General features: G+C 37.7%; 18 protein-coding genes. 14 read left to right on the forward strand and 4 right to left on the reverse strand.

The window, feature by feature from the left end; genetic code table 11:
* Positions 1 to 60: 60 nt before the first annotated feature.
* Genes BCR25_RS01020 through cydC form a run of 4 tightly spaced genes read left to right on the forward strand, consistent with a single transcriptional unit; the run spans position 61 to position 5,985 of the window.
* On the forward strand, positions 61 to 1,479 hold the full coding sequence (locus BCR25_RS01020) for a cytochrome ubiquinol oxidase subunit I (RefSeq protein ID WP_069661741.1): 1,419 nt from the start codon (positions 61 to 63) through the stop codon (positions 1,477 to 1,479).
* The gene (gene cydB / locus BCR25_RS01025) at positions 1,476 to 2,501 is read left to right on the forward strand and encodes a cytochrome d ubiquinol oxidase subunit II (RefSeq protein ID WP_069661742.1); all 1,026 of its coding nucleotides are present in this window, start codon (positions 1,476 to 1,478) and stop codon (positions 2,499 to 2,501) included. Before BCR25_RS01020 ends, cydB begins: the two co-directional genes overlap by 4 nt.
* Entirely contained in the window at positions 2,498 to 4,228 is a 1,731-nt protein-coding gene (gene cydD, locus BCR25_RS01030) for a thiol reductant ABC exporter subunit CydD (protein ID WP_069661743.1), read from the forward strand. The genes cydB and cydD overlap by 4 nt, the downstream gene beginning before the upstream one ends.
* Positions 4,228 to 5,985, forward strand: coding sequence for a thiol reductant ABC exporter subunit CydC (gene cydC / locus BCR25_RS01035; protein WP_069661744.1), 1,758 nt, complete (start codon positions 4,228 to 4,230; stop codon positions 5,983 to 5,985). The genes cydD and cydC overlap by 1 nt, the downstream gene beginning before the upstream one ends.
* A gap of 323 nt (positions 5,986 to 6,308) precedes the next feature.
* On the opposite strand, the gene BCR25_RS01040 is transcribed toward cydC, so the two are convergent.
* The gene (locus tag BCR25_RS01040; protein ID WP_069661745.1) at positions 6,309 to 7,289 is read right to left on the reverse strand and encodes a polyprenyl synthetase family protein; all 981 of its coding nucleotides are present in this window, start codon (positions 7,287 to 7,289) and stop codon (positions 6,309 to 6,311) included.
* A 118-nt stretch (positions 7,290 to 7,407) separates the two neighbouring features.
* On the opposite strand from BCR25_RS01040, the gene BCR25_RS01045 reads away from it, so the two are divergent.
* The 8 genes from BCR25_RS01045 to rlmN all read left to right on the forward strand — a co-directional run bounded on the left by BCR25_RS01045 (position 7,408) and on the right by rlmN (position 18,690).
* Entirely contained in the window at positions 7,408 to 8,313 is a 906-nt protein-coding gene (locus BCR25_RS01045) for a prenyltransferase (protein ID WP_069661746.1), read from the forward strand.
* A gap of 32 nt (positions 8,314 to 8,345) precedes the next feature.
* Positions 8,346 to 9,557 (forward strand): NAD(P)/FAD-dependent oxidoreductase, encoded by a 1,212-nt coding sequence (locus BCR25_RS01050; protein WP_069661747.1) that lies wholly within the window; start codon positions 8,346 to 8,348, stop codon positions 9,555 to 9,557.
* A gap of 245 nt (positions 9,558 to 9,802) precedes the next feature.
* Positions 9,803 to 11,200, forward strand: coding sequence for a Na+/H+ antiporter NhaC (gene nhaC, locus BCR25_RS01055; protein WP_069661748.1), 1,398 nt, complete (start codon positions 9,803 to 9,805; stop codon positions 11,198 to 11,200).
* Between the two features lie 83 nt (positions 11,201 to 11,283).
* Positions 11,284 to 13,659 carry a DNA translocase FtsK gene (locus BCR25_RS01060; RefSeq protein WP_069661749.1) on the forward strand — a complete coding sequence of 792 codons (2,376 nt, stop codon included), beginning with the start codon at positions 11,284 to 11,286 and terminating at the stop codon, positions 13,657 to 13,659.
* Positions 13,660 to 14,023: 364 nt separating this feature from the next.
* Positions 14,024 to 14,725: a GntR family transcriptional regulator gene (locus BCR25_RS01065; RefSeq protein ID WP_069661750.1), complete on the forward strand. Its 702-nt coding sequence runs from the start codon at positions 14,024 to 14,026 to the stop codon at positions 14,723 to 14,725.
* A gap of 108 nt (positions 14,726 to 14,833) precedes the next feature.
* Positions 14,834 to 15,583 carry an ABC transporter ATP-binding protein gene (locus BCR25_RS01070; RefSeq protein ID WP_069661751.1) on the forward strand — a complete coding sequence of 250 codons (750 nt, stop codon included), beginning with the start codon at positions 14,834 to 14,836 and terminating at the stop codon, positions 15,581 to 15,583.
* Entirely contained in the window at positions 15,573 to 17,396 is a 1,824-nt protein-coding gene (locus BCR25_RS01075; protein WP_069661752.1) for an ABC transporter permease, read from the forward strand. The genes BCR25_RS01070 and BCR25_RS01075 overlap by 11 nt, the downstream gene beginning before the upstream one ends.
* Before the next feature lie 223 nt (positions 17,397 to 17,619).
* Positions 17,620 to 18,690 (forward strand): dual-specificity RNA methyltransferase RlmN, encoded by a 1,071-nt coding sequence (gene rlmN, locus BCR25_RS01080; RefSeq protein ID WP_069661753.1) that lies wholly within the window; start codon positions 17,620 to 17,622, stop codon positions 18,688 to 18,690.
* Between the two features lie 181 nt (positions 18,691 to 18,871).
* Here rlmN and BCR25_RS01085 read toward each other — a convergent pair whose 3' ends face one another.
* From BCR25_RS01085 to BCR25_RS01095, 3 genes are all read right to left on the reverse strand, one after another.
* Positions 18,872 to 19,801 (reverse strand): LysR family transcriptional regulator, encoded by a 930-nt coding sequence (locus BCR25_RS01085; protein WP_069661754.1) that lies wholly within the window; start codon positions 19,799 to 19,801, stop codon positions 18,872 to 18,874.
* Between the two features lie 100 nt (positions 19,802 to 19,901).
* Entirely contained in the window at positions 19,902 to 20,669 is a 768-nt protein-coding gene (locus BCR25_RS01090; RefSeq protein ID WP_069661755.1) for a DeoR/GlpR family DNA-binding transcription regulator, read from the reverse strand.
* A gap of 15 nt (positions 20,670 to 20,684) precedes the next feature.
* Positions 20,685 to 21,449 carry a hypothetical protein gene (locus BCR25_RS01095; RefSeq protein ID WP_069661756.1) on the reverse strand — a complete coding sequence of 255 codons (765 nt, stop codon included), beginning with the start codon at positions 21,447 to 21,449 and terminating at the stop codon, positions 20,685 to 20,687.
* Between the two features lie 186 nt (positions 21,450 to 21,635).
* On the opposite strand from BCR25_RS01095, the gene ulaG reads away from it, so the two are divergent.
* Both ulaG and BCR25_RS01105 read left to right on the forward strand, forming a co-directional pair.
* Entirely contained in the window at positions 21,636 to 22,700 is a 1,065-nt protein-coding gene (ulaG, locus tag BCR25_RS01100) for an L-ascorbate 6-phosphate lactonase (protein WP_069661757.1), read from the forward strand.
* A 22-nt stretch (positions 22,701 to 22,722) separates the two neighbouring features.
* Complete coding sequence (locus tag BCR25_RS01105; RefSeq protein WP_069661758.1) at positions 22,723 to 23,181, forward strand: PTS sugar transporter subunit IIA; 459 nt, start codon at positions 22,723 to 22,725, stop codon at positions 23,179 to 23,181.
* Positions 23,182 to 23,190 lie beyond the last annotated feature (9 nt).

Genomic DNA, 23,190 nt, shown 5'->3' on the forward strand with positions numbered 1-23,190 from the left:
TTCGAGTAGAATTAGCTTCTTTCTTTTTGTGGAAACGGGAAAAAACAAGGGGGATTATTGATGTTTGATATTGTATCATTAGCAAGATTCCAATTTGCGATGACCACAGTCTTTCACTTTTTCTTCGTGCCGTTTTCTATAGGATTAGCACTTGTTGTTGCAGTGATGGAAACGATGTATGTAGTAAAAAAAGATGAACGTTATCGTAAAATGGCAAAATTTTGGGGCAACATTTTTCTATTAAGTTTTGCAGTAGGTGTGGTCACAGGTATTATTCAAGAATTTCAGTTCGGAATGAACTGGTCTGATTATTCACGTTTCGTAGGAGATATTTTTGGTGCTCCGTTAGCAATCGAAGCCTTACTTGCATTCTTTTTAGAATCAACATTTTTAGGATTATGGATTTTTACTTGGGATAAAGTAAATCCAAAATTGCATTTAACATTTATTTGGTTGGTTGTATTTGGCTCCATGATGTCTGCTTTCTGGATTTTAGCAGCAAATAGTTTTATGCAGCATCCAGTAGGCTATACGCTGAACAATGGTCGTGCGGAATTGATCGATTTTGGTGCGGTAATTGCCAATCCAAAAGTTTGGTATGAATTCACTCACGTTTTAGCTGGAGCTGTCGTGATGGGTGGTATGATCGTTGCAGGTTTGGCTGCGTTCCAAATCTTGAAAAAACGTGATGTCGACTTCCACAAAGTTTCTATGCGTATTGGTATGTGGATTGCTTTGTTTGGTTCTATCGGCGTATTATTGGCCGGTGATTTACAAATGAAAGCGTTGATTGAAGATCAACCGATGAAATTTGCTGCAATGGAAGGAGATTACGAAGACTCCGGTGATCCAGCAGCTTGGACCTTGATTGCCTGGGCAGATGAGGCACAGCATAAACAAGTATTTGGTATACAAATTCCTTATATGTTAAGTATTTTATCTTATAATAGTTTGTCTGGTTCTGTTGATGGAATGGAAACCGTCAATGAACGTTTGAAAGCCGAATATGGCGATGATAAAAATTATTATCCGCCAGTGAATACGTTATTCTGGAGCTTTAGAGTAATGGCAGGATTTGGTGCGTTGATGTTGTTAGTTTCAGCATTAGGACTATTCTTTACTCGTAAGAAAAAACCATCACTTTATGAAAAACGCTGGATGGTTTGGATCGTTGCATTATGCACATTTGCACCATTCTTAGCAAATACAACAGGTTGGTTGATTACAGAGCTCGGTCGTTATCCATGGACAGTATATGGTCTATTTACGATCGAAGATAGTGTATCTCCAAATGTTTCAGTTGCATCGTTGTTAACATCAAATATTATTTACTTTATTCTCTTCGCAGGTCTTGGTTCAGTCATGGTTTACTTGATCACGGTTGAGTTGAAAAAAGGACCAGATTATGAAGAAAAGAAATTAGCACAAGCGAATGCTACTGAAGTAGATCCATTCGATAAGGAGGTCTTTGGCGGATGAGTACGTTACAATTACTTTGGTTTGTATTGATCGGTATATTATTTTCCGGTTTCTTCTTCCTTGAAGGCTTTGACTTTGGTGTGGGCATGTCTGTTCAAACATTGGCTCATGATGAAGAAGAAAAAGAACAGATCATCCAAACAATTGGACCGGTCTGGGATGGGAATGAAGTTTGGTTATTAACAGCAGGAGGCGCGATGTTTGCGTCATTTCCTTACTGGTATGCTTCATTATTTAGCGGTTTTTACTTGATTTTATTTATTATCTTAGTTGGGTTGATCATTCGTGGGGTATCATTTGAATTCCGTCATCGGATGCCGGATGGTAAAAAACGTAGAATGTGGAACTGGACATTGTCGATTGGCAGTTTTATAGTACCGTTCTTCTTTGGTATTTTATTCATTAGTATGGTCCAAGGAATGCCGCTTGATAAAGATGGGAATATGATGGCGTCGTTTACTGACTATATTAATGTATTTTCTGTCGTTGGCGGCGTTGCGTTGACGTTATTATGCTACTTACATGGATTAAACTATATTACGTTGAAAACAGAAGGTCCTGTTAGAGAACGTGCACGTAACTATGCATCATTTTTCTATTGGGTCTTATATGTCGGTTTAGTTGTGTTTGCGGCATTATTGTATTTTAAAACGGATTTCTTTGATAATCATTTCTTAGTAACTTTACTGCTTGTTCTAGGAATCGTTGTTTTAACGGTTGTTGCAAATGTGGGCGTCTTTAAGAAAAAAGAAATGTTGGCATTTATCGCTAGCGGATTGACGTTGGTTCTTCTTGTAGTGTTATTGTTTAGCGGTCTTTTCCCACGTGTAATGATCGGCAGTGAAGGATATTACGATATCTTGATCAAAGATGCATCAAGTAGTCCATACACACTAAAAACAATGACTTGGTTGTCATTAACGATTTTACCGTTTGTTTTAGCTTATACAGCATGGTCGTATTATATCTTTAGAAAACGGATCAAACATCCGGCGATCGCTGCATTGGGGTATGAAGGATGATCGATAAGGCTATTTTAAAAATGCCTAAAATAAAAAATATCATGGTCTTGCTTGCAGGTTTTTCTTTCCTGCAAGCTGTCTTTATAATCGGACAAGCCTTTTATTTATCGAAAGCGATTGTCGGTTTATGGGAAGGTGGTCGACTTAAAGATCAGCTAACAGCTATTGTGATGTTTTTTTTATTTTATACAGGCAGACATGTTGTCACTTATATTCGGGAAAAAATGCTGGATCGTTTCAGTTATGATCGAGCGCGTGAATTGAGAGAGCAGCTGTTACAAAAGATTTTTCGTTTAGGTCCGACTGTTGTCCAAAAAAATGGTACAGGGAACATGGTCACTATGGCACTTGAAGGAATCAGCCAAGCAGAAAATTATCTTCACCTGATTTTGATGAAAATCATGAATATGATGATCATTCCGTGGCTGATCCTGATTTTTATTTTTACTTTAGATGTTCGGTCAGGGATTGTTTTACTCGTTGTTTTCCCAATGATCATTATTTTTATGATCGTCTTGGGCTATGCAGCACAAAGCAAAGCGGACAAGCAGTACAAAGCATTTCAATTATTATCGAATCATTTTATTGATTCTTTAAGAGGGATCGATACGCTGAAATTATTCGGCTTAAGCGAAAAATATGCGGGTAGTATTTATAATACGAGCGAGCGTTTTAGACGTGCGACGATGAGTACACTGAAAATTGCTATTTTATCGACGTTTGCTTTAGACTTTTTTACAACATTATCCGTTGCTGTTGTGGCAGTCTTTTTAGGGTTGAGTTTATTAAAAGGTGGAATTTTACTTTTTCCTGCGCTTACAACCTTGATCTTGGCACCTGAGTTCTTTTTACCGGTTCGTGATTTTGCGGGTGACTATCATGCAACGCTAGATGGGAAAAATTCATTCCAGGCAATCCAGGCAGTATTGGATTTGCCAGAGGTTGAAGAGACAGATAGTCTTGTTTTAGGAGATTGGACAGCATTAAGTGAGCTTTCTGTTGAGCAGTTGACGTATCAGTATGAGGAAGCACCGCAAGCGGCGTTGAAGCAGTTGAACTTTGCCGCAAAAGGCTATCAAAAAATTGGAATCATCGGCGCCAGCGGTTCGGGTAAATCAACGCTGATCAATGTGTTGAGTGGCTTTTTAGAGCCTGATCCAGAGAAGACAATTATTCAGGTTGATGGGCAGAAAATTCCACATTTCTTACAGAAGGAATGGCAAAAACAAGTTGTTTATATTCCGCAATCTCCTTATATATTTCAAGATACGTTAGCGAATAATGTGCGTTTTTATACGCCGAAAGCAACGGATGAACAAGTGCAGTCAGCCATTGAGTTAGTTGGTTTGCAGACGTTGGTTTCAAGTTTAGATCAAGGGATACACACGTTGATTGGTGAAAGCGGCAGAACATTGAGCGGTGGTCAGGCACAGAGGATCGCGTTAGCTAGAGCGTTTTTAGATCAAGAGCGTCATATTCTTTTATTTGATGAACCGACAGCACATCTTGATATTGAGACAGAGGTTGAACTTAAGGAGAGAATGCTGCCCTTGATGGAAGATCATTTGGTTTTCTTTGCCACCCATAGATTACACTGGATGGCTGAAATGGACTATATTTTAGTGATGGATAAAGGACAGCTAGTTGAAGCAGGGACATTGACTGAATTGACAGAGAAAAATGGCTACTACGTTAGATTAATGAATCAAATGAGGGGGATAGAATAATGGAAAATACCCCAACAAATAAAGAGTTATATGCAACAGATCAATGGGTCAGACCTTTTTTGAAAAAATATAAAGGGTTGTTGTATTTAGCATTATTTTTAGGCTTTTTAACTTTTTTCAGTGCAGGAGCATTGATGTTTAACTCAGGCTACTTAATCAGTCGGGCTGCATCACTTCCAGAAAATATTTTGATGATTTATATTCCAATCGTATTGACTCGGGCTTTTGGGATCAGTCGTCCGGTATTTCGCTATATTGAACGGTTGGTCAGTCATAATTGGGTATTGAAAATGACATCCGATTTGCGTTTGAAATTATATCTGGTATTGGAGAAAGATGCGATTTTCTTTAAATCAAAATATCAGACGGGCGATATTTTAGGTCTATTATCTGAAGATATCAACCATCTACAAAACTTGTATTTGCGGACGATTTTTCCAACTATCATTGCATGGCTGTTGTATATTTTTATTATTATCGGTTTAGGCTTCTTTTCTTGGTGGTTTGGCTTATGCATGTTATTGATGCTGGGTGTGGTTGTCTTTTTACTACCATTGATTTCTGTATTAGTGAATGGGGCAAGACAAGAAAAGCAAAAAGTATCGAAAAATGAGTTATACAAAACGTTGACAGATAATATTTTAGGCGTTTCTGATTGGGTGTTTAGTCAACGAGGAGAAGAATTCGTTCATGCCTATGAAAAAGACGAGGCGAAGCTGCGGGAATTAGATGAACAAATCAAACGTTTTAATCGTTTTCGTGATTTTATCCTTCAAACGGCTTTTGGTGTCATCACTGTAGCTGTCTTAGCGTGGTCTAGTGTGCGTTTTCCTGGAAATCATGGCGGTGCAGCCAATTGGATTGCCGCATTTGCATTAACAGTGTTTCCATTGATCGATGCATTCGCTCCATTACCAGATGCAGCACAAGAGGCAAATATTTATAAAGATTCGATCAAACGCTTGAACGATCTTCCAGAGGTTACGCAAAAGAATCAAGAAGCAGTCTTGATTCCTGCAAATACAGAAATTAGGATTCGTGAGTTATCCTTTTCGTATGATCAAACAGCAAAAAATGTGTTGGAAAATCTGACCTTAAATATTCAGCCGAAAGAAAAGTTAGCAATTCTAGGTCGTAGTGGCTCTGGAAAAAGTACCTTGGCTAGCTTGATTCGTGGGGATTTAAGACCAAAAGAAGGTTCAATCACGTTAGGAGGCATTCCGACAGCTGATTTTGATGATCAAATCACGAAAGCAATCGGAGTGATCCATCAAGCGCCTTATCTGTTTAGAACAACGATCATAAATAATGTTCGTCTTGGACGAGAAGAAGCAACGGAAGAGGAAGTTTGGCAGGTGTTGGCTAGTGTTGGGTTAAAAGAAATGATTCAAGGCTTACCAGATGGGCTACAAACAATGGTCGATGAGGCGGGGTTACGTTTTTCAGGCGGAGAGCGTCATCGTTTGGCGTTAGCACGAATTTTACTACAAGATACACCAATCGTTTTGCTGGATGAACCAACGACAGGCCTTGATCCAATTACAGAGCAACAATTGTTGGATACATTTTTTGATACGTTAGCAGACAAAACGATCATTTGGATCACGCATCATTTACAGGGAGTTCATATGATGGATCGAGTGATCTTCATTGAAGATGGAAAATTGGAAATGAGCGGTACGCCACAGGAATTATTGGCAGAAAACCAACATTACCAACAACTGTATGCGATCGATCGCGGGCAGAATAAAAACTGATTGGTGAGACTGAGGCAAAAGTAATCAGCTTCAAGACCTGAGGAAAACGATATACGATCCGTTTGTTAGATGCATTATGTTTTTACAATACTGTTCGTTTATTTCAACAGGCGTTGCTTTTTTCTCACTGTTTATCTGATTTTGGCAAGTGTAAAAAAATTAGTTAGAATACAAAAATGAGAGCGAGACAAAACTGAAAATCCGTTTTGTTTCGCTCTCTAAACCCGAATAAACGGCGAGAAAAAAGCAGCTCCTTCTTATTTCTTGGAGCTAAACGCTTTTGTCTCAGCCTCATTGCTTTGCTATCAAATGACAGTCATTGATCAAAATGAACGTTGTAGTAATAAGTGCGTCAGCTGTTCTAATTGCTCCTTACCTAAACAGTCAGGAAGCTTTTGAATATCAATCAATGCTTTTTGGGTGACTTTTTTTGCAAAGTCTTTGGCATCATTCACCCCGTCAAATGTATGAACAAGTTGACCGAGTTCCATTGCCTGCTCAGCTGTGATTGCAGCTTCTTTCTCTAAATAGGGATAGAACGTTTCCGGTGATTTCTGTAAAGCAAAGATCAGCGGCAAGGTATACACGCCTTGTGATAAATCTTCTAGTACTGGTTTTTTCAAGGTCTTTGAATTGGCTGAATAGTCTAAAATGTCATCGTAGACTTGAAAAGCAATACCGATATTTCGACCAATTCGGGCAGCTAGTCGCTGAATTTCTTTAGAAGCATAGCCAAAATGAGCGCCTTCTAAGCAACTTAAAGAAAATAATTCCGCTGTTTTGCCGTTGACACTACGCAAATAATCAAAGACAGTGATGTCTTTTTTATAGCGTGTGTGCATTTGATCTAACTCGCCAAGTAATAAACGCTTCATAGCAGATGCATTGGTATGTAAGAAGTCAGAACCATTCATCGTTTCTGCCAGTAATTCAAAAAATTCGGTGAATAACAGATCTCCAGTATAAACAGCAATATCTTTGCCATAACGAGCCTGGATCGTCTCTGCGCCTCTTCGTAAAGGAGAATCATCGATGATATCATCATGGACAAGTGTGGCCATATGCAAAATTTCTATAGAAGCAGCAATCTTGATCAACTGTTGGTGGTCTTGCTTTTGGCTATCACCCATTTGGGCAAACAAGAAAAAGAAAGCTGGGCGCAACAATTTGCCTCCAGAAAAAGTTAGATCGATCAATGCCTGTTCTATTTCTTTATTACGGACTTTTACTTGTTGTTTGATTAATTCACATGTTTCATTCAATTGTTCTTGGATAATTGGAAAATCCTTCCAAAACTCATTCATAACTTAATAATCCTTTCGGTTGTTCAATACTATTGATTGTATACGAATTTGGTAAAGAAATACAGTAAATTATTTCATGAGCATAAAACTAAATATTAAAAGAAGAGAGGAGTATAATTTGAATAAAGATATATTTTTTGAACTCGTAGAACTTAAAGCCAAAACTGCCAGTGTTTTACCCTTTCTTTTAGGCATCTGCTTTAGTTGGTACCATTATCACAGCTTGCATTTATTTTACGTACTGATCTATTTTATCGCTATGTTTATTTTTAATATGGCTGTCGATATTTTAGATAATTATAACGACTATCACCATGCAAAAGAAGGGCATGATTACAAAGAGAAAACGAATATCATTGGCCGGGAAAATCTATCCTTGTCGATGATTCGCAACTGGATCATCTGGATGATCGTGATTTCTGCATTCATGGGCATTGGCTTATCGATGATTGTCGGCTGGCCGTTGCTGTGGATGGGGCTTTATTGCTATTTGATTGGGATTTTTTATTCTTCAGGTCCTCGACCCTTATCCAGTCTGCCTTTAGGGGAACTGTTTTCTGGATTTACGATGGGCTTTATGATTATGTTGATTTGTGTGTACATCAATACCTTTGACTCTTTTCAATGGACGTTTGAAAATTTGGGCAGCATCTTTTTAGTTTCGTTGCCAAATACATGTTTGATTGCTAATTTGATGTTGGCAAACAATATTTGCGATTTAGAAGAAGATGAAAAAAATCATCGCTTTACTCTCGTTCATTATTTAGGGAAAAAAGCGGCGATCAACTTATTTGTAGGTTTGATTGTTGTTGCTTTTATTTCCATTATTTTAAGTGTCATTTTAGGCTTAACACCGATCACAATGTTATTGACAATATTGACTCTGCCGTTCATCTGGAAACAAACGAAGCTGTTTTTAAACGAGCAGATCAAAACAAAAACATTTATTTGTGCAGTTAAGATTTTAGCTGTAGGTGCTTTTTCACAAGTTGTTTTTTTTGCCATAGGATTGTGGTTTAAATAATAAATTAAACAAATTAGAAGGAGATTTTTAGAATGAGCAAGCATGTCGTTATTTTAGGCGCTGGCTATGCCGGATTAAGAGCGCTGCATGAATTACAAAAAGGAAATAATGAAATAAAAATTACGTTAGTGGATCAAAATGATTATCACTTTGAAGCAACAGATATTCACGAAGTTGCAGCAGGGATCCAAACCTCTGAACGGATTACTTATCCGATCAAAGATGTAGTCAAAAGTACTTGTACGACTTTTGTACAAGGAACAGTTGAAAAAATCGACAGTGACAATCAAGAAGTGCATTTAAAAGATCAAGCCCCACTTTCATACGATTATCTGATCGTGGCTTTGGGCTATGAATCTGAATCATTTGGTATTCCAGGCGTGGAAGAATTTTCATTGAAGATGGTAGATATTCCCACTTCAGAAAAAGTTTATCAACATTTAACAGAACAAATGAAGGCATATAAAGAAACCAAAGATGAGAATTGTTTGAAAATCGTTGTCTGTGGTGCTGGATTTACAGGGATCGAATTACTTGGCTCATTAGTTGAAGGCAAAAAGAAATTAGCAGAGATCGCAGGTGTTGAGCCGGATAAAATACAATTATACTGTGTAGAAGCTGTGACTCGTCTATTACCGATGTTCAGCGAAAAATTAGGTGGATATGGGATCGATCATTTGAAAAAATGGGGTGTCAACTTCTTAGTTGGTAAACCGATCAAAGAAATCAAGCAAGATACAGTCGTTTATTTAAATGATCAAGAAACAAATGAATTAAAAGAATTAGCAGCAAAAACAATTATTTGGACCACTGGAGTAAGCGGTAGCCATGTAGTTGGAGATTCTGGTTTTGCAGCAAAACGTGGACGTGTGATGGTTCAACCAGATTTAACAGATCCAGATCATAACAACGTTTATATCATTGGTGACTGTTCTGCTGTGATGGATAAAGAATCAAATCGTCCATATCCTACAACTGCACAAATCTCCCTTAAAATGGGTGAACATGCGGGTAAAAATATCAAAGCACAGTTAAAAGGTGAACCAACAAAAGAATTTACCTTCAAATCATTAGGCTCAGTAGCGTCGATCGGAAATAGCCATGCTTTTGGTGAGGTTGGCAAAATGGAAGTCAAAGGATACCCAGCATCTGTAATCAAAAAAACGATCATGGACCGTTCATTATTTGAAACAGGCGGTATCAAAGAAATGTTGGCAAAAGGTCGTTTTGATTTTTATCGTTAAATCGTCGAATAGATTTATACGGTTTTAAGTGCATGATAAAAAGGTTGAAGCAGAAGGTTATTTTTCAAGAGGACTTTTCTGCTTCCACTGTTTATTCGAATTTTAGGTGCTTGGGTTGTAACTCATGGAGTTATGTCCCAGTCACGCTCCTAATTGATTTCAGGTGGCTGGAGTAGAACTCAATGAGTGATGCTTCAGCCATATTTTTTAGTGTAATTCAATAGAAAAGAAGATTGAGGAAAACGATGAAAAAAGAATTAAGTGTAAAAGAAGCAGTAACGGTATTTTTATCATTATTATTGATTATCAGTATTTGTGTAATCGGTATGGGAATGAGTCCAATTTTCCCTGTATTGTGTGCGTTAGGTTTATTGATTGGTTGGAGCAAATGGCGTAAAGCCTCTTGGGATGAGATTCATGAAGGGATCATAGACGGTGTGAAAACAGGGATCATTCCGATGGTTATTTTTATTTTAATCGGTGCCTTGATTGCAGTCTGGATCGCAAGTGGCGTGATTCCAACAATGATGTATGCAGGCTTTTCAGTTATTAATACAAGTATCTTTTTACCTTCTGCTTTTGTCAGCTGTGCTCTTGTAGGAATCTCTATCGGTAGTGCATTTACTACCGTTTCAACGATTGGTTTAGCCTTGATGGGCATGGGGATTTCTATGGGATTTAACGCTGCAATACTAGCAGGAGCGATTATTTCAGGAGCTGTTTTTGGTGACAAGATGTCTCCTCTGTCAGATACGACAAATTTAGCTTCGGCTGTTGCTGGGGCGGATCTGTTCAAGCATATTCGAAATATGATGTGGACTACAGTTCCCGCTTTTGTCATTTCTTTTATCCTTTATGCAGTTATCGGTCTTCAAACACAAATCAGTCAAACGACTTTAGAAACTGAACAGTTTTTAAGCGTATTAAAGGCAAATTTTTCTATTAGCTGGTGGGCGCTTCTCCCGATTTTACTGCTTGTTTTTTGTTCGATCAAACGTATTCCAGCAGTAGCTTCGTTGTTATTGACTATTTTAGTGTCGAGTGTGATGTATCTTGTCCAGCAGCAAACGCTCAACTTGAAGCAGTTGAGCGGGATCATAGAAAATGGTTTTGTCTCTGAAACAGGCATGGAACAAATCGATGCATTGTTGACGAGAGGCGGAATTCAAAGCATGATGTGGTCAGTTTCCCTAATTTTATTAACATTGTCGTTAGGTGGTTTATTGATGAAGATGGAGGTGATCACCGTCTTGATGACGCCTCTTGCACATAAATTAAAATCGACTGGCAGTTTAGTTGCCGCAACAGTTTTAAGTGGAGCGTTAGCGAATTTGATGATCGGTGAGCAATATTTATCGATCATTCTTCCTGGGCGTGCCTTTAAGGATAGTTATGATACTGCTCATCTAAAGCCGGAAGTTCTATCTAGAGCTTTAGAAGATTCAGGTACGGTTTTAAATTCTTTGATTCCATGGGGCGTCAGTGGTGTATTTATGGCTTCCACGTTGCAAGTATCTACATTACAGTATGCACCGTTCAGCTTTTTTATCTTATTATGTCCGTTACTTTCAATTCTTTCGGGAATGACTGGAATCGGGATTCAAAAACAGTTGCCACAGGAAAATGAAGGAAAAAAACATTAAAATTGTAAGAGAAACAATGGGGGTACTTTTGTTCGGCTCACTTTTTAGGTATAATGGATACTGATTGAAAAGAGGGATGTTACATGGCACAAAAAAGAAAACGTGCAAAAAAGAAAAAGACAAAAAAACAGCAACAGCAGCAAGAACATCTGAATTTCATTTTCCTTGGTATCTTTTTTATCTTTTTTGGATTATTCGGCCTATTGAAGCTAGGTTTTTTAGGCACCTTGATTGCTAATGGACTACGCGTTGCTATTGGGAATACGTTTCCTGCAGCAGCCATTTTATTGATGCTTTATGGGTTATCTTTGGTAATTTTCGGGAAAGAGTTCCCTATTAAAAAAACGCGGCCAATTATTGGCGGTGTAGTTATCTATTTGGGCATTCTATTATTTTTACATGCCTATCTGTTTCGTAACGTTGGTACGCAAACACCAGATATTTTGGGGACAACCTGGGACTTTTTGAGAATCGATTTAAAAGCAAGTACAGTTGCCCAAAATGTTGGCGGCGGTATGATCGGTGCGGCTTTATACAGTATGACGTATTTCTTGATTGCTCAGTTTGGCAGCTATCTAGTTGCTACACTGTTGATAGTGTTTGGTGTGTTTCTGGTGAGTATGCTGGAGCTTCAACAAGTCATGAATGGCTTGCAGACGGTTCGGGAAAAATTAGGTCATTTAACTGCTAAAAGTGAAGAACGTCAGTCAGAAAAAGAAGCGAAGCGTGCTGAAAAACAAGCAGCTAAACAAGCAAAAATTGAAAAAATGGCGCAGGAACGATTAAAAAATGATGTTCGTGAACTGACACCTGGCGAAAAGCTTGCTCAAGAGGCATGGGAGCAAGAAGAAAAGGATGCACAAGAACCAGAACAACTAACATTAGTTCCAATCGACAGCTTTCAAAGTCAGGCTGAAATACAGCCAGTAAAAATGCAGCCTGCTGCCCAAGCTGAACCAGAAGCAGATGAAGGGGGCGACTTGGATTTTGAGATTTCAGAAGAAGCGGAAGATCGAGATTACGAGCTGCCGCCGTCAACCTTACTGGATTCGATTCCTTCTGCTGATCAAAGCGGCGAATACCAAAAAATAGAAAAGAATATTGGCGTGCTGGAACAAACATTCAAAAGCTTTGGAGTAGACGCTAAAGTAGTCAAAGCTAGCTTAGGACCGGCTGTAACAAAATTTGAGATTCAGCCTGCCGTAGGTGTGAAGGTTAGTAAGGTCGTTAGTTTGACAGACGATATCGCTTTGGCTTTAGCCGCTAAAGATGTGCGGATGGAAGCGCCGATTCCCGGCAAGTCATTGATTGGGATCGAAGTGCCGAATAGCACAGTTAGTACAGTGTCATTTAGAGATATTATTGAAGCACAGCCAAGTCATCCAGATAAGCTTTTAGAAGTTCCGCTTGGAAGAGACATTTCGGGAATGGTTCAATCTGCTGATTTAGCGAAAATGCCGCATTTACTGATTGCCGGATCGACTGGGAGCGGTAAATCGGTTGCGATCAATGGAATCATTTCGAGTATTTTGATGCGGGCGAAACCGCACGAAGTCAAATTGATGATGATCGATCCAAAGATGGTTGAGTTGAATGTTTATAACGGAATCCCACATTTATTGACACCAGTTGTGACTAACCCAAGAAAAGCAGCTCAGGCACTTCAAAAGGTTGTGCAGGAGATGGAGTTCCGGTATGAAAAGTTTGCTGCAACAGGCGTGCGAAATATTTCTGGCTATAATGATTTAGTAATTCAAAAGAATTTAGAAGATGGTGAAAATCGTCCTATCCTACCATTTATTGTAGTGATTGTTGATGAGTTGGCGGATTTGATGATGGTTGCTAGTAATGAGGTAGAAGATGCGATCATTCGTTTAGCTCAGATGGCTCGGGCTGCTGGGATTCATATGATTTTAGCCACACAACGTCCAAGTGTGGACGTTATCACTGGGATCATTAAAGCAAACGTTCCTTCAAGAATGGCATTTGCTGTTTCCAGCGGAACAGACTCACGTACAATCATTGATAGTAACGGAGCTGAAAAGCTGTTGGGACGGGGAGACATGCTGTTTCTACCGATGGGTGAGAATAAACCGATCCGGGTACAGGGCGCTTTCATATCTGATCAGGAAGTGGAGCGGATCGTCGCTTTTGTTACTGAACAGCAAGAAGCTGAATATCAGGAGAGCATGATGCCTACAGAAGAGACAACGAGCGGCAGCAGCGAAGCATCGCAAGATGAATTATATGAAGAAGCAAAAGCATTAGTTGTAGAGATGCAGACAGCAAGTATTTCACTTCTACAAAGACGTTTCAGAATCGGTTATAACCGCGCAGCACGTTTAGTAGATGAATTAGAAGAGCATGGGGTGATCGGTCCTTCGGAAGGTAGTAAACCAAGAAAAGTATTTCTTGAACCAATCCCCGAAGATGGACCGACAGATCATGAGTTAGAATAACAACGCTGTTTGTTTAGTTTAAAAAGTGGATCGAGACAAAAGCGTTTCGCTCCGAAAAATAGCAAGAAATGCATGGAAATTGTTGTTCAAATTTTCGTGCATTTTTTGTTGTTTCTACGGATTCAGATCTCAAAACAAAACGGAGTTTAGCGTTGTTCCAGAGTATTTTTCTTATTTATCTGTCTATTTTCAATTAAATGAGTTTCATGTAGCAACGGTCTTTGGTATAATGTAAGAAATAATGATTATTTATTCGTCAAAAGTTGAATAAAATAGTGAATAAGATTAAAATGAGGATAATCTTAATTAGAGGACAACAATCAATCGTGACAATAAACTTAATAAGAAAATAAGGATGGATGATATGAGAAGAAAAAGCGTACTATATTTAGAAGTCGCAGAAAAAATCAAAGCGAATATTATGAATGGCACTTATCCAGTGGGATCATTCTTACCAACAGAAACAGAACTTGAACAGTTATTCGATGTAAGTAAGATCACTGTGCGACGTGCGATTGAACTTCTTTCTTCTGAAGAACTAGTAGAAAAAAAGAGTGGTAAAGGAACAACTGTACTAAGCAACCGTCCTTACAACAAATTATCGAAAGCGGGTACATTTACCGAATATCTAAATGATTCTGGTCAAAAAGTAGCAAAGAAGATTTTGAATTTAGAAAAAGTAACTCTCTCAACAGATTCGCCTGTATATGAACACATGGGCGAACATGTCATGAAGTTTTCTCGTTTATACACCTTAGATGAACAGCCTTATATCTATTTCAATTACTATTTACCAAGTAGTTTGGTAGATGTTCCAATGGAAGATTTTGAAAATGAATCCTTATATCGCTTAATGGATCAACATGGCATCGAGATTTTAAAGTTTGAAGATAGCTTTCAAACGGTAGCGTTGACTCCAGAAGAGCAACAGATTCTAGCAACAACTGAAAAAAATGGCTTAAAACGGGTTAGAAAATCCGTGAACCCAGCGGGAAAAGTCGTTGAATTTTCAGAAGCGGTTTATAACACAGCGCTTCATCCTTATGTGATTGAATATGAAGCTTAAGTAAATAACAGATTGCTTACAAAAGTGTAAGTGATCTGTTATTTTTTTCTATGGTGCGTTAGTCATAAATGGCATAAACTAGCAAAGTATAGAAAAGGAGCGATAAACATGTTACAAGTAGAAAATTTATCAAAGACATATGGAGACGAAATTAAATATGAAGCCTTAAAAAAATTGAATTTAACTGTGAATGATAGTGAATTTATTGGGATCATGGGACCTTCTGGTAGCGGGAAAAGTACTTTTTTGAATTTGCTTGCAACGATCGATCAGCCGACAGATGGGCATATTTTATTAAATGGTCGAGATCCAAACCAACTGAATCAAGAAGAAATTGCCAAATTTAGACGTAGAGAGTTAGGCTTTGTCTTCCAAAGTTTTAATTTGATGCCGACATTAACGGTTGAGGAAAATATCGTATTGCCGTTAACTTTAGATGGAGAAAAAATTTCTGTGATGAAGCACCAATTGAATCGTTTATCAGAACGTTTAGGGATCACAGACTTATTAAAGAAAAGAATAGCTGAAATTTCAGGTGGACAAGCGCAGCGTGTTGCAGTAGCACGGGCGATGATCCATCAACCCCAGCTTTTATTGGCGGATGAACCAACTGGAAACTTAGATACGAAATCTTCAAAAGATGTGATGAGACTATTGCAGCAGCTGAATGAAAACGAAAAAGCGACCATTTTAATGGTTACACATGATCCTTTAGCGGCTAGTTATTGTAAACGTATCGTATTTATCAAGGACGGACAATTAGTCGATGAAATCCGAAATAACGGTAATCAAAAGATATTTTATGATGAGGTCATGATGAAATTAGCTGAGATTGAAGGTGCCAATAGTGAATTTTAATCAATTTGTTATTCGTAATACGGTTAGAAATAAGCACTTATATATGGCTTATTTCTTAAGTACTCTTTTTTCAGTCATGGTTTTCTTTACCTTTACAGTGTTTGCTTTTCATCCTTCACTATCTGATGGTTTAAATAGGCAGACGAGAACAGGAATGTTAGCTGCTGCGATCATCATTTATGGCTTTGCCTTCTTTTTTGTCTTATATTCGATGGATGTTTTCATTCAATCTAGAAAAAAAGAATTTGGTTTATTGATGATTCAGGGAATGAGTCCCAAGCAATTGAAAAAGATGATTTTTATTGAAAATCTAGTCATCGGCTTTTTTGCCACGATTATTGGAAGTATTGCAGGAATCGGTTTTTCACAAGTGATATTATGGTTGAGTAAACAACTGATGCATGTTAATTTTGGTTTTTATTTTCCTATTCAAGCATTAGGATTGACGCTGATTTCCTTTAGTATTTTGTTTTTAGCCATCTCATTTTTCATTCAATTTCGTTTACCTAAATTAAGGTTACAGGAATTATTAAAAGCTGGCGATCTGGGGAAAGGAACAATCAAAAATTCTCGCTGGAAAGCATTTTTAGCAATTTTATTGATTGGGATTGGCTATGCAGTTGCGCTGATCGTCAAAGGGATGCTCGTACCAGTAGTGATGATACCGGTTATTTTCTTAGTTGTTGTGGGAACGCGTTTTTTATTCAATCAGTTAAGTGTGTCGATCATTGAAAGATTGAAAAAGAAACAGTCGATTTTTTGGAAGAAAACGAATATGGTTGTTTTTTCTGATTTAGCGTTCCGAATGAAAGATAATGCGCGCTCGTTTTTCTTAGTATCCATTATTTCGACCGTAGCATTTGCGGCAATCGGCACTTTATATGGTTTTCAAAATATGCTTTTAAACGCTATGAATCAGCAGCCCTATGAATTTCAAATAACAGGGACAGCAGAAGAGACTGCTCCAATAAGTCAACGTTTTTCACAGCTTTTATCAGAGAAAGGAATCAATGTAGACGAAGGTGAATTAACTGAGTTTACAAATGCTGACAATGTTAATTTGATCAAAGAAGCTGATTATAATCGCTTGGCAAAAATAATAAATAAGCCCGCAATCAAAACAGCAGGAAAAGCAGTTCAATTATTGCCGATAAGTACAATGGGCGCAGAAAATGTCACAGTTGACGACGTACATTTATCAGACGGCTCAACGTTGGCTGTAGTGGATCAAGAAAAAACAGCGGTCGTTCCTGTTTTTGGAACAAAGGTCGTAGTACCAGATGACACAAATCTACAGACGATGGAGAATGTAATTACGACTGTTTGGCAGCCCAAAGGAATGAGCTATGATGAATTAGTTTCACTTGGAAAATTTCAAGAGAAGAACATGCCTTTCATGGCTAAAAGTTACTCTAAACAAATGATGACTGATGAATATGCACCTGTTTTATTCGTTGGAATCTTTATCGGAATTGTTTTCTTTGTTTCAGCTGGAAGCTTCCTTTATTTCAGATTATATAGTGATATGGATGTCGACGTAGAAAAATTCAAAATGATCTATAAGATGGGCTTGGCAAAAAAAGAACTGAAGAAAATGATTTATCAGCAAGTCGGTATTCTCTTTTTTACTCCGATCATTATTTCTGTGATACATGGTGCCGTTGCATTAACAGCGATGTATCATATGTTTGATCAAGGCATGCAGATAGCAGGTTGGCAGGTTTTAGGTGTGTTTATCTTGATTCAAATGATTTATTATTTGATTGCACGAATCTTCTATTTTAAAAAAGTGTATCATTTAGTTCAAGCATAAAAAACATAGAGAGCAAAACAAAACTGATTCTTCGTTTTGTTTTGCTCTCTAAAACGTAAAAAACGCTGGCCAAAAGGCAGGTTCTTCGGCAATTGGAGAAAAATCGACTTTTGGCTCATTCTCTTTTATTTATCCGCTCTTCCTTTCAGTCGCTTATAGACAAATCTCGGACAATAAGTTATAGTATGAAGCGAATGTTTAGAAGAAATGAGGCAGAAAATCAATGGAAAAAGCATCCATTTACGGTTTAACAAAAGAGGAACTGATTGCATGGTTCATTGAACATGGCGAGAAAAAGTTCCGAGCAACCCAAGTATGGGAATGGCTATATATCAAACGAGTGACGACGTTTAAAGAAATGACGAATTTATCAAAAGATATGATCAGCTTATTAGAAGAAAGTTTTATCATCAATCCTTTACGCCAGGTGATTATCCAAGAAGCAAAAGATGGCACAGTGAAATATTTATTTGAATTGCCTGATAAAAATATGATTGAAACAGTGCTGATGCGCCAAGAATATGGTCTATCTGTCTGTGTGACAACACAAGTCGGCTGTAATATTGGTTGTACGTTTTGCGCAAGCGGCCTATTAAAGAAACAACGTGATTTAACAGCAGGAGAAATCGTAGCCCAAATCATGCTGGTACAGCATTACTTTGATCAACGCGGACAAGATGAACGTGTAAGTCATGTAGTCGTTATGGGAATTGGTGAGCCATTTGATAATTACAATAATTTAATGAACTTCTTACATACGATCAATGATGCCAAAGGATTAGCAATCGGTGCACGTCATATCACAGTTTCTACAAGTGGGTTAGTGCCGAAAATCAAAGAATTTGCAGATAATGGGTTACAAGTGAACTTAGCTATTTCCTTACATGCGCCAAACAATGATGTTCGGACATCGATCATGAGGATCAACCGCAGTTTCCCTATTGAAAAATTAATGGGCGCTGTTGATGAATATATTGAAAAAACCAATCGTCGCATCACTTTTGAATATATTATGCTGAATCATGTAAATGATCGCCCTGAACATGCACAGCAGTTAGCTGATTTATTAAAAGATAAAAAGAAACTGACCTATGTAAACTTGATTCCTTATAATCCAGTTAGCGAACACGATCAATACAGCAGAAGTGACAAAGCTGACGTCCTAAAATTCTACGATATCCTCAAGAAAAACGGCATCAACTGTGTCATCCGAAAAGAACACGGCACGGATATTGACGCAGCGTGTGGACAATTAAGAAGTAAACAAATAAGAAAAGCTGAGAAAAGCGTTTAGCTCTGCAGAAAGTTAGGAATTTTGAAATGGAACGGTTTATGTTCCAAGAAAAAATTGTCTACTTTGCCAGGAGCTGCTTTACTAAGCTAGCCCGAAAGAAAAGCTGAGAAAAGCGTTTAGCTCTCCAAAAACATGTTAATAAACCCCATAGTAAAATCAGTCAGATTTTACTATGGGGTTTTTATGCTTCTTCGATAATTGTAAAACCATAATCAATAATATGTTCTTTTAAATAATGTAAATATTCTTCAGCCATGGGAGAGAGCGGTTTTTGTATCGGATGAATCCAACCGAGTTCCATCGTTTCATCTACTTCCAAAGGTAACGCAACAATGTTTTCATCGTTTAATTCTCGACTTAATACACCAGAACTGATCGTGTAACCATCAAGACCAATCAAAAAATTGAATAAGGTTGCTCGATCACTGACGCGAATGCTTTTTTTATGGTATAGAGTACTTAAAATTTCTTCAGAAAAATGAAACGAATTGACGCGTCCTTGTTCAAAGGAAAGATAAGGGAAATCTTCTAGATCAGCTAAGGTTACAGAACTTTTCCCAACTAAAGGATTTTTTTTACTCACAAAAACATGCGGTTTAGCAATAAACAACGGATGAAAGGTTAATTGCTTTTCCTTCAACAGCTTACGAATCACCTTTTCATTGAAGGCATTTAAATACAAAATTCCCAATTCACTATGAAAGGTGCTCACATCTTCAATAATATTGTTGGTCTGTGTTTCGCGAAACGTAAATTCATATTCGTTTTCTTCATAGGAGCGGATCAACTGGACAAATGCATGGACTGCAAAGGCATAGTGTTGAGCAGAAACTGAAAAAAGTCGACGTCGTTTATCTGTTCCTTTGTATTTTTCCTCTAGCAGATCCACTTGTTCTAAAATTTGTCTAGCATAAGCCAAAAATTCTGTGCCAGCTGTGGTTAAAATCATGCCTTTTTGTGTTCGCTGAAAAATTTGAATGCCCATTTCCTGCTCTAGTTCCTTAACAGCATTCGATAAACTAGGCTGTGTGATGAAGAGATGTTTCGCCGCTTCATTGACTGACCCTAGCTCGACGATTTTTATGATGTAATCTAATTGTTTGATGCGCATAAATTACCTCCCAAAACGATTTCAGATGCTTTATAACAGTCATGTATTTCTCACTCGATTATACCATGGATCATTAGTGATGTTTAGGAGAATGCGAAAGTTAGACTTCTACTTGAATAACTTGTACACCTTGTTTTTCGATTTCTCGAATAACTTCCGGAGGAGCGAAGGTATCTGTGATCAAATAATTGATGTCCTTAATATGCCCGCTAGTAAAGTTAGATGAAAAGCCGATTTTTCGATAGTCCGCAACTACAATGACTAAACCGTTCGTCCGTTCAATGATCAAAGAATTGATTTTTGCTTCATGTAAAACAGGAGTGGTAATGCCATTTTCTACACTGAGACCAGAGCAGCCAATGATCGAAATGTCCGATGACATTTTTGAAAATGAATCGATCGCGATATCTCCAACCAGAGCTTCCTTAGGAAAACGGATTTCGCCACCAGATAAAATGACTGTTGAGTTTGGATTATGATCAAGATTAGCAACTTTTACGTTGTTTGTGACGATCGTGACGCGTTTATTCTCTAAATTTTTTAAAGAAGATAGAGCTGTTGAACCTGTATTGATAAACAGCGTATTGCCGTCGTTCACAAATTCTGCGGCTTTTTTGGCAATAGCATTTTTTAAAATTTCAATCTCTTCGTTATAATCTTCAGTACCAATTTTTTGAACGATCTGCGCTTTTCCATGGGCTCGTTTAACCAGGCCCATTTTTTCTAATGCTGTAAGATCGCGGCGAACTGTAATCTCCGAAACATCAAGTAACTGACTGATTTCTTTGACCTGTAAACTGGTTTTTCCTTGTAACAAGTCAAGTAAGGTGTCACGTCTTTCCTTGATTGTTGTATGTGAACTCTTCATTTTATTTCCTCCACTCTATATCACTTGAACAACTGCAAGCGTATTTCCGATCGCTCGGGCTTGTTTCAATAAACGATGTCCTTCCGTTTGTTGGTTTAGCTCTAATAAACACTGCCCTTTCAGATGCAAAAGATAAGTCAATTCCCGATTGTTTAAACGGGCAGTATCGATCAGTGCGAGTTCCTGCAAGCACTTTTGATTTCTTTTTTGATGAAAATAACGCATACCTGAAATTTCATGCCATGAAAATAATCCTTGTGGCTGCTTTTTTTGTCCATTTTTTAACTGAAATAGCTTTTCTAGAGTAATAGTCAAATTTTTTTCATCTTTTAAAAAATAATAGCAGTACATTTGCGTATGATAATAAATGAAGAGGTAATCCAACGTTCCGTGAAAGAACTTTCGATGCTTATGTAAATGATCTAAGCAATCTGTGTAATTTCCAGTATCCAGCAAAAGTAAGCTATCAAAAATAATAATAGACTGTTTAAAGCCATTAAACAAATCTTTTTTCTTCAAATGCTCTTTTATCTGAACCGCTTTTTTTAAATCACAGCTTACATTTAATGCATAAATCATTTGATCGTATAGAATTTTTAAATACTCAAACAGACAAACGATACCTAAAACAGCCACACCTATACAGCCAAAAAACAACCGAGCGCCAAGTGCTTCAGAGGAAAGAACCAATGAATAAATATAGAATGCAAACAATAAATAAATCAACCAAATGAATATCTTTTTTCCATAATAAAAACTTCGCCAAATCACCATTTTCATCTCTATCACCTCTACGTAACTATATCATATAAGAAACTATATGAACATAAAAAATGGTCTTATTTTTGTTTTATCTATTTAAACGATCTTAAAATAAAGAAACGGTCTTAAAAATAGATTGAAAACGGTTTAAAATATTGTAGAATGAAAAGTGTAAACGAGATTGAGAAAATTTGGAGGGATCTTATGGCAACAATTCATGATGTAACAAAAGAAAGCTGGATATTAAGTACATTTCCAGAATGGGGAACTTACTTAAATGAAGAAATCGAGCAAGAACAAGTAGCGGCGGGTAGTGTTTCTATGTGGTGGTTAGGTTGTACAGGTATTTGGTTAAAATCACATGAAGGAACGAACATACTATGTGATTTATGGTGCGGTACGGGTAAACGGTCGCACGGAAATGGCAAAATGAAAAAAGGACACCAGATGATGCGAATGAGTGGTTGTGAAAATATGCAGCCCAATCTGCGGACGCAGCCTTTTGTAATTGACCCGTTTGCGGTGAAAGACGTTGATGCGTTAGTCGTTACACACATTCATTCTGATCATTTGGATATCAACACCGCAGCAGCCGTACATCAAAATTGTCCAGAGGCTCGTTTTATTGGTCCGAAAGAAGTTGTGAATACTTGGTTGAAGTGGGGGATTCCAGAAGCAAAAACAACGATCGTAAAACCAGGTGATCGTATCACAGTCAAAGATATAGATATCGTTGCGCTAGAAGCTTTTGATCGCACCGCATTAGTGACTTGTGAGGATCCGGAAGTAACCTTAAAAGGAAAAATGCCTCAAGATATGGATCAAATTGCGGTCAATTATTTATTTGAAACAAGCGGGGGCAATATTTATCATGCAGGGGATTCTCATTATTCCAATATGTTCGCTAAGCACGGAAATGAATACAAAATCGATGTTTGTCTAGGAGCGTATGGCGAAAATCCTCGTGGTATCACTGATAAGGTGACATCTGTTGATATGCTGCGGATGGCTGAATCGTTGAATGCCGAAGTAGTCATACCAGTCCATTATGATATTTGGGCTAATTTTATGGCGGATCCTAAAGAGATTACTGAGATCTGGAAATTTAAGAAGGATCGTCTGAACTATCAATTTAAGCCTTTTATCTGGCAAGTTGGAGGTAAGTTTACTTATCCAAATGATAAAGATGATCTCGAATTTAATTTCTACCGCGGTTTTGATGATGTGTTTACGACAGATAATGATACGCCATTCCCATCATTTTTATAATAAATTGGAGAGGAGAAAACGAATGCTAAGATATTTTTATGACAACGATCTGATTCGATTTTGTAAAGAAAGTACGGCAACTTGGGAGGAAGCTGTTGTTCAAAGTTGTCAGACATTGTTGGATAAAGAGATTATCACTCAGCAGTATGTGGAAGAGATCGTGACATGTGTTCAAAAATATGGTCCTTATATCGTGATCGTTCCAGGTGTGGCAATGCCGCATTCTTCTGAGGACAGCCAGGGTGTTTTAGGCACGGCGATTTCATTTACCAAAATGGCTCAAGATGTTGTTTTTGAAGAAGGTAATCCGGAAAAAAATGCCCGTTTATTTTTCACATTAGCAGCTAAAAATAGTGAGGAGCATGTAGAGAATATTTCTAAATTATCTGAGATGTTGATGACAGAAGGTTTGATTGAAGCATTGATGACAATTGAAACGATGGCGGATTATGAAAAAGTGATGACAACGTTTGATATATAGAAAGAAGGG

The organism is Enterococcus termitis (assembly GCF_001730305.1).
Classification (GTDB): Bacteria; Bacillota; Bacilli; order Lactobacillales; family Enterococcaceae; genus Enterococcus_L; species Enterococcus_L termitis.

What these genes read in the sequence shown, in the direction of transcription:
- BCR25_RS01065 (WP_069661750.1), top strand. Translation starts at nt 14,024, where the DNA reads ATGAGAAGAAAAAGCGTACTATATTTAGAAGTCGCAGAAAAAATCAAA.
- BCR25_RS01095 (WP_069661756.1), bottom strand. Translation starts at nt 21,449, where the DNA reads ATGAAAATGGTGATTTGGCGAAGTTTTTATTATGGAAAAAAGATATTC.
- BCR25_RS01050 (WP_069661747.1), top strand. Translation starts at nt 8,346, where the DNA reads ATGAGCAAGCATGTCGTTATTTTAGGCGCTGGCTATGCCGGATTAAGA.
- BCR25_RS01060 (WP_069661749.1), top strand. Translation starts at nt 11,284, where the DNA reads ATGGCACAAAAAAGAAAACGTGCAAAAAAGAAAAAGACAAAAAAACAG.
- cydD (WP_069661743.1), top strand. Translation starts at nt 2,498, where the DNA reads ATGATCGATAAGGCTATTTTAAAAATGCCTAAAATAAAAAATATCATG.
- BCR25_RS01040 (WP_069661745.1), bottom strand. Translation starts at nt 7,289, where the DNA reads ATGAATGAGTTTTGGAAGGATTTTCCAATTATCCAAGAACAATTGAAT.
- rlmN (WP_069661753.1), top strand. Translation starts at nt 17,620, where the DNA reads ATGGAAAAAGCATCCATTTACGGTTTAACAAAAGAGGAACTGATTGCA.
- BCR25_RS01070 (WP_069661751.1), top strand. Translation starts at nt 14,834, where the DNA reads ATGTTACAAGTAGAAAATTTATCAAAGACATATGGAGACGAAATTAAA.
- nhaC (WP_069661748.1), top strand. Translation starts at nt 9,803, where the DNA reads ATGAAAAAAGAATTAAGTGTAAAAGAAGCAGTAACGGTATTTTTATCA.
- BCR25_RS01105 (WP_069661758.1), top strand. Translation starts at nt 22,723, where the DNA reads ATGCTAAGATATTTTTATGACAACGATCTGATTCGATTTTGTAAAGAA.
- BCR25_RS01090 (WP_069661755.1), bottom strand. Translation starts at nt 20,669, where the DNA reads ATGAAGAGTTCACATACAACAATCAAGGAAAGACGTGACACCTTACTT.
- BCR25_RS01085 (WP_069661754.1), bottom strand. Translation starts at nt 19,801, where the DNA reads ATGCGCATCAAACAATTAGATTACATCATAAAAATCGTCGAGCTAGGG.
- BCR25_RS01020 (WP_069661741.1), top strand. Translation starts at nt 61, where the DNA reads ATGTTTGATATTGTATCATTAGCAAGATTCCAATTTGCGATGACCACA.
- cydB (WP_069661742.1), top strand. Translation starts at nt 1,476, where the DNA reads ATGAGTACGTTACAATTACTTTGGTTTGTATTGATCGGTATATTATTT.
- cydC (WP_069661744.1), top strand. Translation starts at nt 4,228, where the DNA reads ATGGAAAATACCCCAACAAATAAAGAGTTATATGCAACAGATCAATGG.
- ulaG (WP_069661757.1), top strand. Translation starts at nt 21,636, where the DNA reads ATGGCAACAATTCATGATGTAACAAAAGAAAGCTGGATATTAAGTACA.